The organism is Pseudomonas pisciculturae, from assembly GCF_015461805.1.
In the GTDB taxonomy this organism is placed as follows: Bacteria; Pseudomonadota; Gammaproteobacteria; order Pseudomonadales; family Pseudomonadaceae; genus Aquipseudomonas; species Aquipseudomonas pisciculturae.
This window is the reverse complement of the sequence record NZ_JACVZE010000004.1, coordinates 164,545-181,637: the sequence shown is the minus strand read 5'-3', so window position 1 is coordinate 181,637 and position 17,093 is coordinate 164,545. Positions and strand designations below refer to the sequence as shown.

At 61.0% G+C, this 17,093-nt stretch carries 11 protein-coding genes; 9 read left to right on the top strand and 2 right to left on the bottom strand.

Going from position 1 to position 17,093, the window contains the following annotated elements; genetic code table 11:
- The first annotated feature begins 68 nt into the window (after positions 1–68).
- Positions 69–4,895 (top strand): NEL-type E3 ubiquitin ligase domain-containing protein, encoded by a 4,827-nt coding sequence (locus tag ICY20_RS12765; protein WP_228758416.1) that lies wholly within the window; start codon positions 69–71, stop codon positions 4,893–4,895.
- Here ICY20_RS12765 and mnmC read toward each other — a convergent pair.
- On the bottom strand, positions 4,890–6,875 hold the full coding sequence (mnmC, locus tag ICY20_RS12760; RefSeq protein WP_194937658.1) for a bifunctional tRNA (5-methylaminomethyl-2-thiouridine)(34)-methyltransferase MnmD/FAD-dependent 5-carboxymethylaminomethyl-2-thiouridine(34) oxidoreductase MnmC: 1,986 nt from the start codon (positions 6,873–6,875) through the stop codon (positions 4,890–4,892). The genes ICY20_RS12765 and mnmC overlap by 6 nt on opposite strands.
- 166 nt (positions 6,876–7,041) lie before the next feature.
- Between mnmC and pap the strand changes: the two genes are divergently transcribed.
- The 3 genes from pap to ICY20_RS12745 all read left to right on the top strand — a co-directional run bounded on the left by pap (position 7,042) and on the right by ICY20_RS12745 (position 11,157).
- Complete coding sequence (gene pap, locus ICY20_RS12755; RefSeq protein WP_159962373.1) at positions 7,042–8,556, top strand: polyphosphate:AMP phosphotransferase; 1,515 nt, start codon at positions 7,042–7,044, stop codon at positions 8,554–8,556.
- Positions 8,557–8,823: 267 nt separating this feature from the next.
- Complete coding sequence (locus ICY20_RS12750; RefSeq protein WP_159962372.1) at positions 8,824–10,008, top strand: thiolase family protein; 1,185 nt, start codon at positions 8,824–8,826, stop codon at positions 10,006–10,008.
- Between the two features lie 192 nt (positions 10,009–10,200).
- Positions 10,201–11,157 (top strand): DMT family transporter, encoded by a 957-nt coding sequence (locus ICY20_RS12745; protein ID WP_159962371.1) that lies wholly within the window; start codon positions 10,201–10,203, stop codon positions 11,155–11,157.
- Here ICY20_RS12745 and ICY20_RS12740 read toward each other — a convergent pair.
- On the bottom strand, positions 11,154–12,536 hold the full coding sequence (locus ICY20_RS12740) for a class II fumarate hydratase (RefSeq protein ID WP_159962370.1): 1,383 nt from the start codon (positions 12,534–12,536) through the stop codon (positions 11,154–11,156). The genes ICY20_RS12745 and ICY20_RS12740 overlap by 4 nt on opposite strands.
- 193 nt (positions 12,537–12,729) lie before the next feature.
- Here ICY20_RS12740 and ICY20_RS12735 point away from each other — a divergent pair, with 193 nt between their 5' ends.
- The 5 genes from ICY20_RS12735 (at position 12,730) to ICY20_RS12715 (ending at position 17,023) form a co-directional block, all read left to right on the top strand.
- Complete coding sequence (locus tag ICY20_RS12735) at positions 12,730–13,245, top strand: DUF2059 domain-containing protein (protein ID WP_122486796.1); 516 nt, start codon at positions 12,730–12,732, stop codon at positions 13,243–13,245.
- Between the two features lie 6 nt (positions 13,246–13,251).
- A complete protein-coding gene (locus ICY20_RS12730; RefSeq protein ID WP_069077894.1) occupies positions 13,252–13,545 on the top strand; it encodes a BolA family protein in 294 nt (97 codons plus the stop codon).
- A 102-nt stretch (positions 13,546–13,647) separates the two neighbouring features.
- Positions 13,648–14,589 (top strand): oxygen-dependent tRNA uridine(34) hydroxylase TrhO, encoded by a 942-nt coding sequence (trhO, locus tag ICY20_RS12725; RefSeq protein WP_194937657.1) that lies wholly within the window; start codon positions 13,648–13,650, stop codon positions 14,587–14,589.
- A gap of 36 nt (positions 14,590–14,625) precedes the next feature.
- Entirely contained in the window at positions 14,626–15,228 is a 603-nt protein-coding gene (locus ICY20_RS12720; RefSeq protein ID WP_194937803.1) for a DsbA family protein, read from the top strand.
- The gene (locus ICY20_RS12715; RefSeq protein WP_159962367.1) at positions 15,221–17,023 is read left to right on the top strand and encodes an ABC transporter ATP-binding protein; all 1,803 of its coding nucleotides are present in this window, start codon (positions 15,221–15,223) and stop codon (positions 17,021–17,023) included. The genes ICY20_RS12720 and ICY20_RS12715 overlap by 8 nt, the downstream gene beginning before the upstream one ends.
- Positions 17,024–17,093 lie beyond the last annotated feature (70 nt).

Below are 17,093 nucleotides of genomic sequence, written 5' to 3'. Positions count from 1 at the left end.
GCATCATTTGGCGCCAGGATCAGCCTTATCGTTGGGCGGCATTACTCAACGCACAAGGATGACTGCCGATGGCCGAAATACAGGATTCAACCGATGCCGTGGCGCCGGTGACAGAAGAAGACGTCACCGCCGCACTGTTGGAACTCACCGCAGATCTGGATAAAGCCCTGGTGTTGCAACAGAAGTTGCCCGCTTGGTTCACCCAGGCAGATGTGGCGACTCACCACGCCCTGCAACAAGCCCATGAGCAGAGCCAAAGACCGCGTGAGCAAGCAGCCCGCTTGTTGGCCCAGGTCAAACCGCTCAAGCAGTTTTGCGCCGAGAAGCTCCAGGCGTTTCTGGTTGCCAAGGGGCACACGTCGCTGGCGATTGAGCACGATACGCTGGAAGTGCCGCACCGCTCTTACCATATGAAGGTTCCTGTCGGCCCGACGGTTGAGGTGATCAAGCTTGAGAAGCACAGCTTGTTGCAGGCCGCCATGCAGAACTTTCCGTTGGAGAATGCCGGCTCTGGTGGGATGCCCCGAGGTACGGTCATTCGTTCAGGGCACGGCCTGGTGCGCACCCTCAGTGCTGAGACGTTTATCGGTTACTGCCGTGAGCTGGATCTTGGCGCCGCCTACCAACAGCATCTGAGAGAGGTGTTCAGCCTGCGCTCTCCCGCTGAAGCGCCTGAGGAACCTGAAAGCGGCTACAACCCGGCGGTTGCGCAGATCGGTAAGGCCCGATGCCTGGAGATGCAAGTTAACCTGCACATCGCCTATGCCAAGGGTGATATCAGCAAGCCTACCTACGAGTTATTACAGGCGCTGATCAAGGCAGATTTACCGGCCAGCGATGTTTCGCACCTGTTGTTTCACGGTAAACCGTTGGTGTGGCACGGGTTGAATATCGGGGATACGTGCGTATGGGGCGTGATGGTGTTGGCCAACGCCGCCGAAGGCGGCTTTTCGTCGGGGCCGACGGTGGTCTATATGCCCAACGAACCGGTACGGCCCTGGTACGAGTACCCGTCGCTGGACGACTTCACGCAGTACTTGTCGCTCAAGCTCCAGGTGCCGGCCTACCGGCGCTTTTTTACCGGGTACCTGGACGAGTCCGAACGCTTTGGGTTCTTCCAGCGGTTTGACCAGCACCGAACACTCACGCGTCTGGAGCCGGTAGTAGAAACGGGAAACCTGTCGAGGTTTTTTTTCAATGTCTGCGTCGGCAAGTTGCAGCTGGACGCAAACATGTTGGCGGTGCCCACGGCGCAGGCGGATGAAGATGCACGCCAGAAACGTCTGCAAAGCTACCTTGAGGCTGGCTTGACGCTGCTCAATATCGCCGGGTTTGTGGTGCCGGTGGTGGGGCAGTTGATGATGGGGGTGGGCATCGGCCAATTGCTGGGCGAGGTGTTCGAAGGCATCGACGACTGGAACCACAATGAAAAAACCGAGGCGCTTGAGCACCTGGTCAATGTGGCGCAAAGCATCGCTGGCATGGCGGCATTTGCGGCAGGGGCGAAGGCCTTCGGCGTGGTGAAGCGACTGGCCACCCGGCCAGCCGATTTTTTTGATGGCATGGAAGCCGTCAAGCGGCCCGACAACAGTCAATGGTTATGGCGGCGGCGGGTAAGGGCCTATCGTCATCCGCCGCAAGCGGTGTCGGGTACGGTCGCCAATGGCATGGGGGTGTATAAGACCAACGGGCACGCTTACGCCAAGATCGAAGGTAGGGTGTATTCGATCGCCTTCGACGCCACGCAGAAGCAGTGGTGTGTCACACACCCTTTGCGCAGCGAGGCGTATCGCCCACCGCTCAAGCACAACTACACGGGGGGCTGGCAGTTTGAATGGGAGCGGCCTCAGGACTGGGAAGATCCTGCCTACATCATCCAACGGTTGAACCCAGCGCTCTCGTCGCTCACGGGGGAGCGCTTGATGGAGATTGCATCCATCGCCGACCTGTCGTTGCCTCGGTTGCGTTACCTGGCCCAGGAAAACCTGCCGTTGCCGGAGCGCTTCAAGGATGGCGTGGTGCGCTTCATGCAGGAGCAAAAAGTGCGTGACCTGACCTGGCAGCTTGAGCATCAGGAGCATCTGGACCTGAGCACGGCCCGCACTCAGATGCTCGCCTTGCCGCACATGCCCGGCTGGCCCAGCGGGCGTTTCTTTGAGGTTTTGGACGAGGAGGGGAACCTGCTTGAGAGCTACCCCGATACCGCACCTTTTGACTATGAAGACCTGAGCATTCACATCACCGAGAAGCAACTTGAACGCGGTGAGGTGATGCCCACGTTGCTGGCGGCACTGGAACCAGAGGAAACACAGGCGCTGTTGGGCGAGGTGGTAGAGCCGGCCGAGGCTGAGGCTGTCTTGAAGCGCCGCTTGCTCGCCTCGCTTGAGCTCAGCCATCGGCGGGTTTTTGAGCAGTTGTATGAGGAGTCGGACGTGATCACTCATATCGATCATGAACTGCTGATGGGGCATTACCCGCGTCTACCCAATCGTATGGCGTGGGAGGTGCTGTCTGGTGCCTCGACCCGGCAGCGTTTGCGCCTGCGTGAGATGCGGCGGGTGCCGCTGTTGCTGGCGCAACGAACCCGAGAGGCCTTGCAACTGCTTGATGAGGACCGGGCACTCAGTGGCTTGTACTGGCCGAAGCAGGGCACGCAGGCGAGCCAGCGCTTGGCCGTCGGGTTGCTGGGGCGAGTCTTCGATTGGCCGCAGACCCAGTTGTTGCAAGTTCGCCACGGGTCGCTCAACGGTGAGCTGATCGCGCAGCTTGGAAGAGAAAACGCGACGATGCGTCGTACGGTGGTCACCTCCGCCGACGGCTTCCAGGCCTTCGACGAGCAAGGTAAGTCCTTGGGGCCGGCCGCTGTAGGCGGTGAGGGTTTTTATCAGGCACTGGCCGATACGCTATCGGCCGATCAACTTGCCACACTGAGGTTGAACGGCACTCAGCGTGCCAGTCACTTACGTCACGAGCTGATAGGCAAGGCGGAGACTGAGCGCACGATGCTCGCTCGTTATCTCTGGCCGGAGCGCGCAATACCCGAGCCGTCCGTGGCGTGTGTCCAGGCTGTGCTTGAGGATCTGGCACCCCAGCCCCCAGCCTTGATGCGTAAGGTTGGCAAGCTCTACCCCAAGTTGAGTTCGCGCCAGCTCACGTTGTTGCTGCAAGGCCTGGGCACCGACCCGTTATCGCGGGCCCGGGCCGTCAAGGCGTTACAGCAACAACTCAAGCATTTACAGCTCGCGTTGACACATTGGTACGACGACAAAAGCGCGGTAAAGGGTATGACGCGCTCGGCCAAGAAGGACTTGCGCGAGGGTCGAAAGGCCGTCATGAAAGCGATCGAACGCAGTTGGAAGCGAAAAACACTGTTGCGCAATGAGCGCGGTGTGGAGGTGCTTGGCCTGGAGCTGGATGGCCTGGTCGTAGGCGCCTTGCCGCAGTTGCCAGCTGATGTCGACTTTAGTCATGTGCGTCGGTTGGCGTTGCGCAACATGAACCTCGATGATCAGGTTGGGGGGTTCCTTGAGCACTTCAAGGGGCTCAATGCGCTCGATTTGGAGGGCAACAAGGTGACCCAGCTACCCGCGGCGTTGTCGCAGATGCGCGAGCTGCGGCGCCTGTACCTGAGCCACAACCAACTGCAACTGACCGAAGCCACCCAAGCGAAACTGGCGGCCTTGACCGAGCTGCGGGTACTGAACCTGAACCACAACCCGCTGCTGAATGCGCCTGCGATCAATCGGATGTTCGACTTGCGCGGCTTGTTCCTCAACAGTTGCTCGCTTAAGGAATTGCCTGCCGGGTTTCAACGGCCCCCTTACCTGGAAACCGTTGATCTGCGTGGCAATCAAATTACTGCCTTGCCGCAGTGGCTGTCTGAAGTCCCACGGGTTCTGGCACAAACGCTGCGTCTGGGCGATAACCCTCTGGACACCCCCAGCCGCCAGTTGGTGCGTACCTACCGAAACCGCATCGGCGTGGGTATGGGCTATCTGGAAGATGATATCGCCCGTTTGACCGAGCAAAAGGCGCAGGAGCTGTGGTTTAAGGATGTGGCGGGGGAGCTTGCGAGCAAACAAGCCACTTGGGCATCGCTCAGGGCAGAGCAGGGCTCTGATGGGTTGTTCAACCTGCTCGCCGGGCTGGGCGGCACCGCAGATGCCAAGAAGGTTCACGATGACATCAGCCGGCGTGTGTGGTGGGTGCTGGAAGCGGCCGAAGCGGATGCGGACTTTCGCGCTGAAATTTTCGAGCGTGCCGCTACGCCGCTCAATTGTGACGATGCCGCCGCGGCGAGTTTTAGCAACCTTGAGGTGCTGACGCATATTCACGAAGCGTCCAAAGGCGTCGAAGGGGGCGAATTGACGGCTGAGCACTTGCTGCGCTTGGGCAAGGGATTGTTTCGGCTTGACCAGATTGAGCGGTATGCACTGGACCACAGTGCAGACCACCCGAGTGCCGACCCGCTGGAAGTGAGCCTGGCATTTCGAAAAGGCCTGGCAGACACCTTTTACTTGCCGGGCCAACCCCGCCATATGCGTTTTGAGCAGTTGGGTGAGGTCACTTCGCAGAACTTGAGGGCTGCCGCTCACCGGGTCCGGGCGGCGGAACTGTCCCCCGCGTTAATGGAGTACCTGGTCAAGTTGCCGTTCTGGAGCAGCTACTTGAAAAAAACCTTCAGCAACCAGTTCGAACGTTTGATGCAGCCGTTCGATGAGCGCATGCAAGCGGTATTTGATCAAGGCCAGACACTGACGGATGGCGACTACCGCGAGCAAATGAACGTAATTTCGCTGGAGCGCACGCAGGTCGAAAGCGCTGAGATCAAACGCCAGACGGAGGAGGCGTTGAAGCCCGGCGCGTTGACGGCCTGCAAGGCGGCCGTGTTATGAGGCGCCCGTGCCCCGGATCAACGCCCGCACGGCGAACCGATTGGGGTGGCAGGCGTGTGCCACGCTGATGGGCACCGGCAAGGGCTCGTCGTTCAGCCAGGCCACCAGTAGTTCGGCACACAGTGGCGCAGTGATTAACCCACGTGAGCCATGGCCGCTGTTGATGTACAGGCCGTCGAGCCACGGGCAGTTGGCCTGAGGGGCTTGGCGGGCATCCTTGCGCAGCGCCGCGTAGGCCTGGTCGAAAGCAGTGCGTTCGGCCAGCGGCCCTACAATGGGCAGATAGTCGGGGCTGGTGCAGCGAAAGGCGGCGCGGCCTTCAAGCTGTTCAGGTGTCATTGCGCTGGCGCCCAGGCGCTGTGCCAGGTCGACGGAAATCTCGCTCAGCATCTCCAGGTTGCCGGCGTGTTCGGCGGCGGTGGGCGTGAGGTCGTCACTCTTGAAATCGAAGCTGGCGCCCAAGGTGTGCTCGCCCAGGCGTGCCGGGGCCACGTAGCCTTCGGCGCACACCACAGTGGCCAGGGCCTGGCTTTGTGAGGTTTGTGCCAGGCGGGTGATTTGCCCGCGAATGCGCTTGAGGGGCAGATCGGTACTGAACGGGAAACGCTTGATCTCAGCCGCCCCGGCCAACACCACCACCGGTGCGCTAGCCAGCAGGGTGTCGCCGGACAGGGCGTGCCATTGGCCATCAACGCGTTGCAGCTCAAGGGCCTCGTGATGGGGCAATACCGTGATTAGCGGGTGACGTGCCTGCCATTCACACAACGCAGGCGGGTGCACCCAGCCGCCCTCGGGGAAAAACAGCCCGCCGTGTTCCAGTGCCACGCCGGCACGCGCTTGGGCCTGGGCCGGGCCCAGCAGGTGCAACAGGTCGGGCGCAAAGGCTGCGGCCAACTGTACCTGGCGCTCGGCTTCCTTGGCGTTGAAGGCCAGTTGCAGCACGCCGCAACCGTCCCAGTCGACGCCTCGGTGCAGGTGTTCGAGCAGGCGGCGCGTGTGCCCGAAACCACTGAGTATCAACTGCGACAGGGCTGTGCCGTGGGCTGAGAGCTTGAGGTACAGCACGCCTTGCGGGTTGCCTGAGGCCTCTTGTGCCAGGCCTGCGTGACGCTCCAGCAGGCTCACGCGCCAACCGCGTGCGGCCAGGCTGGCCGCTGTGGTGCACCCGGCGAGGCCGCCACCGATTACCATTGCATGGCGTTCGCCTTCAAGTGCAGCCGGTCGTGCGAACCACGGTTTGGCGGCAGGCGGCGCCGGGGTCTCTGTTGGCCAGCCGAGGAACTCACCGCGCAGGATCTCCCACTTGTGGCCAATACCTGGCGTACGTTTCATCTTGAAACCCGCCGCATTGATCAGCCGGCGCACCCAGCCGGTGCTGGTGAACGTGCTGATCGTTGCCCCAGGTGCTGCCAATCGCGCCAGCTCGGCAAACAGTTCGGCGGTCCACATGTCCGGGTTTTTCGCCGGGGCGAAACCGTCGAGAAACCACGCGTCGATCTGGGCATCCAGTTGCGGCAGTTGCTCCAGGGCATCGCCGATCAACAGGGTCAGGGTCACGCGGCCGTTATCCAGTATCAGGCGTTGGAAGCCTTGGTGGATCGCGATGTATTGCTTAAGCAGTTGCTCGGCGAAGGGGTGCAGTTCGGGCCAGAGGGCGAGGGCGCGTTGCAGGTCGGCGTGGCTCAGGGGGTACTTTTCGACGCTGACGAAATGCAGGCGCGCACCGGCCACCGCGTGCTGCTCGAACAGCTGCCAGGCACACAAAAAATTCAAGCCGGTGCCAAAGCCGGTTTCACCAATCACCAGTTGCCCACCCACCGGCAAGGCGGCAAAGCGCGCCTGCAAGCGGTTTTGTTCCAGGAAGACATAGCGGGTTTCTTCAAGGCCCGACTTGTCGGAGAAATACACGTCGTCGAACACGCGCGAGTGCGGGCGGCCTTGTTCATCCCAGTCGAGCTGGGCGTGGGTTACGGGGTTCATGGGCGGCTCATAATCTGAAGCAGGTAAAGACAAGGCGGCCATTCTAGCCGATCAAGGGGCTATTTAAGGGGCTATGAATTGACCCACGGCAAGCGCCGATGGAATTTCCTCCCGCGTGTCGCTGCCCAATCCGCTAGTCTTGAGCCATCTTGAAACGGAGCTGCCCATGTTCGAATCCGCCGAAATCGGTCACGCCATCGACAAAGACACCTACGACGCCGAAGTCCCTGCGCTACGTGAGGCGCTTCTGGAAGTGCAGTACGAGCTGCAACAGCAGAAGCGCTTCCCGGTGATCATCCTGATCAACGGTATCGAGGGTGCAGGCAAGGGTGAGACCGTCAAGCTATTGAACGAATGGATGGACCCGCGCCTGATCGAGGTGCGCACCTTCGACCAACAAACCGACGAAGAACTGGCGCGACCACCGGCCTGGCGCTACTGGCGCCAGTTGCCCGCCAAGGGCCGCATGGGGATTTTCTTCGGTAATTGGTACAGCCAGATGTTGCAGGCCCGGGTGCATGGGCAGATCAAGGATGCGCGCCTGGACCAGGCTATCGCCGGTGCCGAGCGCCTGGAAAAGATGTTGTGTGATGAAGGCGCGCTGATCTTCAAGTTCTGGTTCCACCTGTCCAAAAAGCAGATGAAGGCGCGACTAAAGGCCCTGGCCGACGACCCGCTGCACAGCTGGCGCATCAGCCCACTGGACTGGCAGCAGTCCGAGACCTACGACAAGTTTGTGCACTTTGGTGAGCGTGTGCTGCGCCGTACCAGCCGCGACTATGCGCCGTGGCATGTGATCGAAGGCGTAGACAGCAACTACCGTAGCCTCACGGTGGGCAAGCTCCTGCTCGAAGGCATGCAAAACGCCTTGAAGCTGCCCAAGGGCAAGGCCAGCGGCATGAACCCGGCGCCCTTGATTGCGGCGGTGGACAAGAAGAGCCTGCTCGACAGCCTCGACATGACCCTGCACCTGGATAAGGACGACTACGAGGAGCAACTGATTACCGAGCAAGCGCGCTTCTCTGGCCTGATGCGCGACAAACGCATGCGCAAGCACGCGCTGGTCACGGTGTTTGAAGGCAACGATGCGGCCGGCAAGGGCGGGGCGATCCGCCGTGTTGCTGCCGCACTGGACCCGCGTCAGTACCATATCGTGCCTATTGCCGCGCCCAGCGAAGACGAACGCGCCCAGCCTTATCTGTGGCGCTTCTGGCAGAAAATCCCGGCGCGGGGCATGTTCACCGTGTTTGATCGCTCGTGGTACGGCCGCGTACTGGTGGAGCGCATCGAAGGGTTCTGCACCCCGGCAGACTGGATGCGCGCCTATGGCGAGATCAATGACTTCGAAGAGCAACTGCGCGACGCGGGGGTGATCGTGGTCAAGTTCTGGCTGGCGATTGACAAGCAGACCCAACTGGAACGCTTCCAGGCTCGCGAAGAGATCCCGTTCAAACGCTTCAAAATCACCGAAGACGACTGGCGCAACCGCGACAAATGGGACGACTACCGCGCCGCTGTCGGCGATATGGTTGACCGCACCAGCACTGAGATCGCGCCTTGGACGTTGGTCGAGGCCAACGACAAGCGCTGGGCGCGGGTCAAGGTGTTGCGCACCATCAATCGGGCGCTGGAGGAGGCGTTCGACAAATCCGACAAGCACGATAAAAAGAAGAAGAAATAATCCGGGTTCTGTGGCGAGGGAGCTTGCTCGCGCTGGGTGGCGAAGCCGCCCCAACCCAGCCACTGCGCAAATACATGACACACCCAGGCGTCTTTATTGGGGCTGCTGCGCAGCCCAGCGGGAGCAAGCTCCCTCGCCACAACAGGCCCCGCTCACCACAGGAGGGGGGCATGCTTTTGCATACGCCGGGTGAATGATCGTCGCGGTTGGCGGGAGCTGGATCTATCCTCGATCCATCTCCCAACAATCACAAGATCGAGGTAGCCCATGCGTGAAGTAGTGATCGTCGACAGCGTGCGAACCGGCCTGGCCAAATCCTTTCGCGGCAAGTTCAACCAGACCCGCCCGGATGACATGGCGGCCCATTGCGTCAACGCGCTGCTGACTCGCAACGGCATCGACCCGGCAACAGTCGAAGATTGCATCGTCGGCGCCGGCTCCAACGAAGGCGCCCAGGGCTATAACATCGGCCGCAACGTGGCGGTGCTGTCGCAACTGGGCACTGGCACGGCGGGCATGACCCTTAACCGGTTCTGCTCGTCGGGCTTGCAGGCGATTGCGATTGCCGCCAACCAGATTGCCTCGGGTTGCAGCGATATCATTGTCGCCGGCGGCGTCGAGTCCATCAGCCTGACCATGAAAAGCGTCAACACCGACAACCTGATCAACCCGCTGCTTAAAGAACAGGTGCCGGGCATCTACTTCCCCATGGGCCAGACCGCCGAAATCGTCGCCCGCCGCTACAACGTCACCCGAGAAGAGCAAGACCTGTACGCCCTGCAAAGCCAGCAGCGTACTGCCCAGGCTCAGGCTGACGGTTTGTTCGACGATGAAATCGTACCGATGGCGGTCAAGTACCGGGTCGAGGACAAGAACACCGGCGCGGTGCAGATGCTCGACGGTGTGGTTGACCGTGATGACTGCAATCGCCCGGATACCACCCTGGCCAGCCTGCAAGGCTTGAAGCCGGTGTTCGCCGAAGACGGCTCGGTGACGGCGGGTAACTCGTCGCAGCTGTCCGACGGTGCCTCGATGACTCTGGTGATGAGCCTGGAAAAAGCCCTTGAATTGGGCCTCAAGCCCAAGGCGTTTTTCCGCGGCTTTACCGTCGCCGGTTGCGAGCCGGACGAGATGGGCATCGGCCCGGTGTTCTCGGTGCCCAAGCTGCTCAAGGCCAAAGGCTTGCAGGTAGCGGACATTGATTTGTGGGAGTTGAACGAGGCGTTTGCCTCACAGTGCCTGTATGCGCGTAATCGCCTGGAAATCGATAACGCCAAGTACAACGTCAACGGCGGCTCGATCTCCATCGGGCACCCGTTCGGCATGACCGGCTCGCGTCAGGTGGGGCATTTGGTGCGTGAGTTGCAGCGGCGCAATCTGCGCTATGGCATCGTGACCATGTGCGTGGGTGGAGGTATGGGGGCTACGGGCCTGTTCGAAGCGGTGCGCTGATTTCCTCCGGATAAATACGGTCAATGTGGGAGGGGGCTTGCCCCCGATAGCGGTGTGTCAGCTACCTATTGTCTAGCTGACCCACCGCTATCGGGAGCAAGCCCCCTCCCACATTTCAATTGTGTCGTAGCCCAACTCTTACGCTTGCCCCTAGAATGCCCTCACAACTTCCTCTGGCTTTTTGGGGCACTCATGCACATCTCTTCCGGCCGCTGGGTCTACGGTTTTCTCCTGACCCTGCTGACCGCGTTTCTCTGGGGCATCCTGCCGATCAAACTCAAGCAGGTGCTGCAGGTGATGGACCCGATCACCGTCACCTGGTTTCGCCTGACCGTCGCCGGTGGCTGTCTGTTCATCTATCTTGCGCTCACCAAACGCTTGCCCAGTCGCAAGGTATTGGGCCCCAAGGGCGGTTGGCTGGTAGGCATGGCTGTGTGCGGGCTGGTGGGTAACTACGTGCTGTACCTGGTGGGCCTGAAAATGCTGAGCCCCGGTACTGCGCAGTTGGTGGTGCAGATGGGGCCGATCTTCTTGATGATCGCCAGTGTGTTTGTGTTCAAGGAGCGCTTCAGCCTGGGGCAGGTGTTAGGCCTGGTGGTGCTGGTCGCAGGGTTCGGTCTGTTTTTCAACCAGCGCCTGACAGAGCTGCTTACGTCCCTTGGTACTTACACCGCTGGGGTGCTGACGATTTTGCTCGCCACTTCCATCTGGGTGTTTTACGCCCTGGGCCAGAAGCAATTGCTGACGGTGTGGAACTCGTTGCAAGTGATGATGGTGATCTACCTGTGTTGCGCCGTGCTGCTCACACCCTGGGCGCATCCGCTTGAGGCACTGGACCTGAGCCCCATGCAAGGTTGGCTGTTGCTGGCGTGCTGCATGAACACCCTGGTGGCCTACGGTGCATTTGCCGAAGCCCTGGCCCATTGGGAAGCCTCGCGGGTCAGCGCAACTCTGGCGCTTACGCCGTTGGTGACCTTTGTTGCCGTGGCACTGGCGGCGTGGTTGTGGCCCGATTATGTGCAGGCCGAAGAGATCAACGCCCTGGGCTATGCCGGGGCGCTGGTGGTGGTGTTGGGCTCGGCGATGGTGGCGTTGGCACCGTCGTTGATTGCCGGGCTCAAGGCCAGGCGGTTACGCATGGCGTCTTAGGCGCCGAGCATGTTTTCTGGCCGCACCCACTGATCAAACTCTGCATCGGTGAGGTAGCCCAATTGCAGCGCCGCTTCCCGTAGCGTCAGCCCCTCGGCATAGGCCTTCTTGGCGATCTCTGCGGATTTGTCATAGCCGATATGCGGGTTGAGCGCCGTCACCAGCATCAGCCCGCGTTCCAGGTGTTGAGCCATTTGCACGGCATCCGGCTCAAGCCCGGCCACGCAGTGTTCCTGGAAGTTATTGCAGCCATCGGCAAGCAAGCGGATCGACTCCAGCAGGTTATGGATGATCACTGGCTTGTACACATTCAACTGCAAATGGCCCTGGCTTGAAGCGATGCCGATGGTGACGTCATTGCCCAATACCTGACAGGCCAGCATCGACAGCGCTTCGCACTGGGTCGGGTTGACCTTGCCGGGCATGATCGAGCTGCCGGGCTCGTTGGCCGGCAACTTGACCTCGGCCAACCCGGCACGTGGGCCGGAGCCCAGCAAGCGCAGGTCATTGGCGATTTTCATCAGCGCCACGGCCAGGGTTTTCAGCGCGCCGTGCAGGGTCACCAGCGGTTCATGGCCGGAAAGGGCGGCGAACTTGTTCGGCGCGGTGACGAACGGCAGGCCTGATAACGCCGCCAACTCGGAGGCAATCGCCTCGCCAAACCCGTGGGGTGCATTGAGCCCGGTGCCGACGGCGGTGCCGCCCTGTGCCAGCTCGCACACGGCGGGCAGGGCACTGCGCAGGGCGCGTTCGGCGTAATCGAGCTGGGCGATAAAGGCCGAGAGTTCCTGGCCGAAGGTGATTGGCGTGGCATCCATCATGTGGGTGCGCCCGGTCTTCACCAGCTTCATATGCCTCGCCGCCAACTCGGCCAAGCCGCCGGACAGCGTGGCGATGGCGGGCAGCAAGCGTTGATGCACGGCTTGTACGGCCGCAATGCTCATGGCGGTAGGGAAGCAGTCATTGGAGCTCTGGGAGCGGTTCACATGATCGTTGGGGTGCACCGGGCTCTTGCCGCCGCGCCCGCTGCCCGCCAGTTCGTTGGCGCGGCCGGCGATCACTTCATTGGCGTTCATGTTGCTCTGGGTGCCGCTGCCGGTCTGCCAGACCACCAGGGGGAATTGGTCGTCGTGCTGGCCTGCGAGTACTTCGTCGGCGGCCTGTTCGATCAGGCGGGCAATATCGGCGGGCAAGTCGCCATTTCGGTCGTTGACCCGTGCCGCAGCCTTCTTGATCAGGGCCAGGGCGTGCAGTACCGCGAGCGGCATGCGTTGTTCGCCGATGGCGAAGTTCACCAGTGAGCGTTGGGTCTGGGCGCCCCAGTAAGCGTCGTCCGGGACGTTAACGCCTCCCAGGCTGTCGGTTTCGATACGGCTCATCGGGCACACTCCTTGAAGTCGGTTTGCGCAGTTTAGGCCGTGATCGGGCGGGTGGGTTCCGTAAAAGACTTTTCATCGGATTCATTTGACGAGAATGCAGGCCCGTCAAGGCCCGGGGTTGAGCCATAAGGTTTTTTAGGCGCAGAATGGGCGCCCTTGGGGTCTTACCTCGCCTGCTAGAAAAGGAAACTCGATGACTCGTCTTCGTGCCATCTGTACCGCGGTTGCTCTGGTTTGCGCCAGCGGCCAGGTTCTTGCCGATACCGCCAGCCACAACGCCAGTGCCGAAGCCTTCCTTACCCTGGCCCATGCCGACAAGCTGGGTACCCCGGTGTACATGCAAGTGCAGCAAATGTTCGCCCAGCGTTTCGAACAGACCAAGGCGCCTGCCGCCAAGCAGTCCGTACTGGACAGCTACCAGGCCAAGGCCAACGCCGCTCTCGACCAAGCCATCGGCTGGCCGAAGCTGAAGCCGGACATGGTCAAGCTCTACACCACAAACTTCAGCGAATCCGAACTCAAGGACCTGGTCGCCTTCTACCAGTCGCCACTGGGCAAGAAAGTCCTGGAAAAAATGCCGCAACTGACCCAGCAATCGGCCCAGATGACCCAGGCCAAGCTGGAAAGCGCCGTGCCGGTGGTGAACAAGCTGTTGGAAGACATGACCAACGAGCTGACGCCTAAAGCCGCTCCGGCCAAGAAGAAGTAAGCAGGAATGACCATGCAACAGCGTATCGAAACGGCGCTTGCCGCCCTGGGCACCGACCACCTGAGCGTGCTGGATGAAAGCCATATGCATAGCCGTGGGTTGCAGACCCACTTCAAGGCCGTGCTGGTCAGCCCGCAGTTCGAGGGGCTCAACCGCGTCAAGCGCCACCAGAAGGTCTACGCCACTTTGGGTGACCTGATGAGCGAGTTTCATGCGCTGGCGCTGCATACCTATACGCCTGAAGAATGGGCGAAAATCGACGCAGCCCCGGCCTCGCCGACCTGCGCCGGCGGACATTGACGGGGTATCCCTGATAGAATCCGCAACGCGCCGCTTAGTCGGCGCGTTTTTTTTTGCATCCGGTTCACCCTTTACGAGGGTAGCCACCTGGAGAGAACACCCATGACTCAACCGATTGTCGTGGCGGCACTGTATAAGTTCGTCACCCTCGAAGATTACGTCGCCCTGCGCGAGCCCCTGCTGCAGGCGATGGTCGACAACGGCATCAAAGGCACCTTGCTGATCGCCGAAGAAGGCATCAACGGCACCGTTTCCGGCAGCCGCGAAGGCATTGATGGCCTGATGGCGTGGCTGAAGAACGACCCACGCATGGTCGACATCGACCACAAAGAATCCTACTGCGACGACCAGCCGTTCTACCGCACCAAGGTCAAGCTCAAGAAAGAGATCGTGACCCTGGGCGTCGAAGGCGTCGACCCGAACAAAAAGGTTGGCACCTACGTCGACCCGCAGGACTGGAACACGCTGATCAGCGACCCGGAAGTACTGCTGATCGACACCCGTAACGACTACGAAGTGTCCATCGGCACCTTTGAAGGCGCGATCGACCCGAAAACCACCAGTTTTCGCGAATTTCCTGACTATATCAAAGCCAACTTCGACCCGGCCGTGCACAAGAAAGTCGCCATGTTCTGCACCGGTGGCATTCGTTGCGAGAAGGCGTCGAGCTACATGCTCAGCGAAGGCTATGGCGAGGTTTACCACCTCAAGGGCGGCATCCTGAAGTACCTCGAAGAGGTGCCGCAAGAAGAGACCAAATGGCAGGGCGACTGCTTTGTTTTCGACAATCGCGTGACCGTGCGCCACGACTTGAGCGAAGGCGACTACGATCAATGTCATGCGTGCCGAACCCCGATCAGCGTCGAAGATCGCACCTCCGAGCACTATGTGGCCGGCATCAGCTGCCCGCACTGCTGGGACAAGCTGCCGGAGAAAACCCGTCGCAGCGCGATTGACCGGCAAAAGCAGATCGAGTTGGCCAAGGCCCGCAATATGCCGCACCCGATTGGCTTCAACTATAAGCAATCCCCTTCCGAGGCTTGAGCCATGTCTGCGCGCCTGCTCTATGTAATGGACCCGATGTGTTCCTGGTGCTGGGGCTTTGCCCCGGTGGCCGAGGCATTGGTGGCGCAGGCCCAGGCGGCCGGCGTGGAGCTGCACCTTGTAGTGGGCGGCTTGCGCACCGGCAGTGGCGCGGCCCTGGAGCCGACCACGCGGCGTTATATTCTTGAACACTGGCAGGCGGTCACCGAGGCCACCGGCCAACCGTTCAAGCGCGAAGGCGCGTTGCCCGACGGTTTTGTGTATGACACCGAGCCTGCGTGCCGCGCCCTCGTGACGGCTCGCAGCCTGGCGCCGGATTGCGCGTGGACGCTGCTGGGGCTGATTCAGCGTGCGTTCTATGTCGAGGGTCGCGACGTGACTCTCGCCAGCGTGCTGGTGGAGTTGGCCGAACAGGCGGGCATCCCGCGTATCGAGTTTGCCGGCGCCTTCGACCAGGCTGAGCAGCATGCTGCCACGGCGGCCGACTTCACCTGGGTGCAAGACCTGGGCATCGCCGGTTTCCCGACGCTATTGGCCGAGCGCAATGGTCAACTGGCCTTGTTGACCAACGGTTATCAGCCGTTGTCCGAGTTATCGCCGTTGTTAGCCCGATGGCTGGAGCGAGCAAGCTGTGCATGAACCCGCCCAGCGCGCTGACCGACTGACCTGGGCGGAAATTCGCCGTCTGGCCCTGCGCCACAAAAAGTCACTATGGATCGCCAATGGCGTCGCCGTATTCGCGACGCTGTGCAGCGTGCCCATCCCACTGCTGCTGCCGTTGCTGGTAGACGAAGTGCTGCTGGGGCACGGCGACGCCGCCCTTAAAGTCATGAATCACGCATTGCCCATGGGTTGGCAGAAAGCGGCAGGTTATATCGGCCTGATGTTGCTGGTGACTCTGTTGCTGCGTTGCGGCGCATTGGTGTTCAACGTGGTGCAGGCGCGCCTGTTTGCGCGGCTGGCCAAAGACATCGTGTACCGCATCCGCGTGCGCCTGATCGAACGGCTTAAGCGCATCTCTTTGGGCGAATACGAAAGCCTGGGCAGCGGCACGGTGACCACCCATCTGGTCACCGACCTGGATACCCTGGACAAATTCGTCGGCGAAACCCTCAGCCGTTTCCTGGTGGCCATGCTCACCTTGGTGGGCACTTCGGCGATTTTGGTGTGGATGCATTGGCAACTGGCGCTGCTTATCCTGCTGTTCAACCCGCTGGTGATCTACGCCACGGTGCAGTTGGGCAAGCGCGTCAAACACCTTAAGAAACTGGAGAACGACAGCACGTCGCGCTTCACCCAGGCGCTCACTGAAACCCTCGATGCGATCCAGGAAGTACGCGCTGGCAACCGCCAGGGCTTTTTCCTCGGGCGTCTGGGCCAGCGTGCCCAGGAAGTGCGCGACTACGCCATCCACTCGCAATGGAAAACTGACGCCTCTAGCCGCGCCAGTGGCTTGTTGTTCCAGTTCGGTATCGACATCTTCCGCGCGGCGGCCATGCTCACGGTGTTGTTTTCGGACCTGTCCATCGGCCAGATGCTCGCGGTGTTCAGCTACCTGTGGTTCATGATCGGCCCGGTGGAGCAACTGCTGAACCTGCAATACGCCTACTACGCGGCGGGTGGCGCGCTGACGCGGATCAATGAGCTGCTGGCGCGTGCCGACGAGCCGCAGTACGCCGGGGGCGAAGACCCGTTCACCGGGCGTGAAACCGTGGGTATCGAAGTGCGTGGCCTCAACTTCGGCTACGGCGAAGATCGGGTGCTCGATGGGTTGAACCTGACCATCGCACCGGGCGAGAAGGTCGCGATTGTCGGTGCCAGCGGCGGCGGTAAAAGTACGTTGGTGCAACTGCTGCTCGGGCTCTATACGCCCCAGGCCGGGAGTATTCGTTTCGGCGGTGCGACCCAGCAGGAAATCGGCCTGGAGACCATCCGCGAAAATGTTGCGGTAGTGCTGCAACACCCGGCGCTGTTCAACGATACCGTGCGTGCCAACCTGACCATGGGGCGCGAGCGCAGCGACCAGGCGTGTTGGCAGGCACTGGAAATTGCCCAGCTGGATGCTACCGTCAAGGCGCTGCCGTTAGGCTTGGACAGCGTGGTGGGGCGTTCCGGGGTGCGGTTTTCTGGCGGGCAGCGCCAGCGTCTGGCGATTGCGCGCATGGTGTTGGCCGAACCCAAGGTGGTGATACTCGATGAAGCCACTTCGGCTCTGGACGCAGCCACCGAGTACAACCTGCATCAGGCGCTGGCGCGGTTTCTCAGTGGGCGTACTACACTGATCATCGCCCACCGTTTGTCGGCGGTTAAGCAAGCAGATCGAGTGTTGGTGTTTGACGGCGGTCACATTGCTGAAGATGGCGATCATCAGCAACTGATTGCCGACGGCGGCTTGTACGCCAAACTCTACGGGCATCTGCAGCAAGTGCGTTGAATTAGCCTAGGCTGAGCGAATGGAAGCGGTTTTTCGCGTGCGTATCCAGCGGTGCATGTGCAAGGGGCTT

Coding starts and splice junctions, on each gene's coding strand:
- ICY20_RS12765 (WP_228758416.1), top strand. CDS start 69: ATGGCCGAAATACAGGATTCAACCGATGCCGTGGCGCCGGTGACAGAA.
- mnmC (WP_194937658.1), bottom strand. CDS start 6,875: ATGAACCCCGTAACCCACGCCCAGCTCGACTGGGATGAACAAGGCCGC.
- pap (WP_159962373.1), top strand. CDS start 7,042: ATGTTCGAATCCGCCGAAATCGGTCACGCCATCGACAAAGACACCTAC.
- ICY20_RS12750 (WP_159962372.1), top strand. CDS start 8,824: ATGCGTGAAGTAGTGATCGTCGACAGCGTGCGAACCGGCCTGGCCAAA.
- ICY20_RS12745 (WP_159962371.1), top strand. CDS start 10,201: ATGCACATCTCTTCCGGCCGCTGGGTCTACGGTTTTCTCCTGACCCTG.
- ICY20_RS12740 (WP_159962370.1), bottom strand. CDS start 12,536: ATGAGCCGTATCGAAACCGACAGCCTGGGAGGCGTTAACGTCCCGGAC.
- ICY20_RS12735 (WP_122486796.1), top strand. CDS start 12,730: ATGACTCGTCTTCGTGCCATCTGTACCGCGGTTGCTCTGGTTTGCGCC.
- ICY20_RS12730 (WP_069077894.1), top strand. CDS start 13,252: ATGACCATGCAACAGCGTATCGAAACGGCGCTTGCCGCCCTGGGCACC.
- trhO (WP_194937657.1), top strand. CDS start 13,648: ATGACTCAACCGATTGTCGTGGCGGCACTGTATAAGTTCGTCACCCTC.
- ICY20_RS12720 (WP_194937803.1), top strand. CDS start 14,626: ATGTGTTCCTGGTGCTGGGGCTTTGCCCCGGTGGCCGAGGCATTGGTG.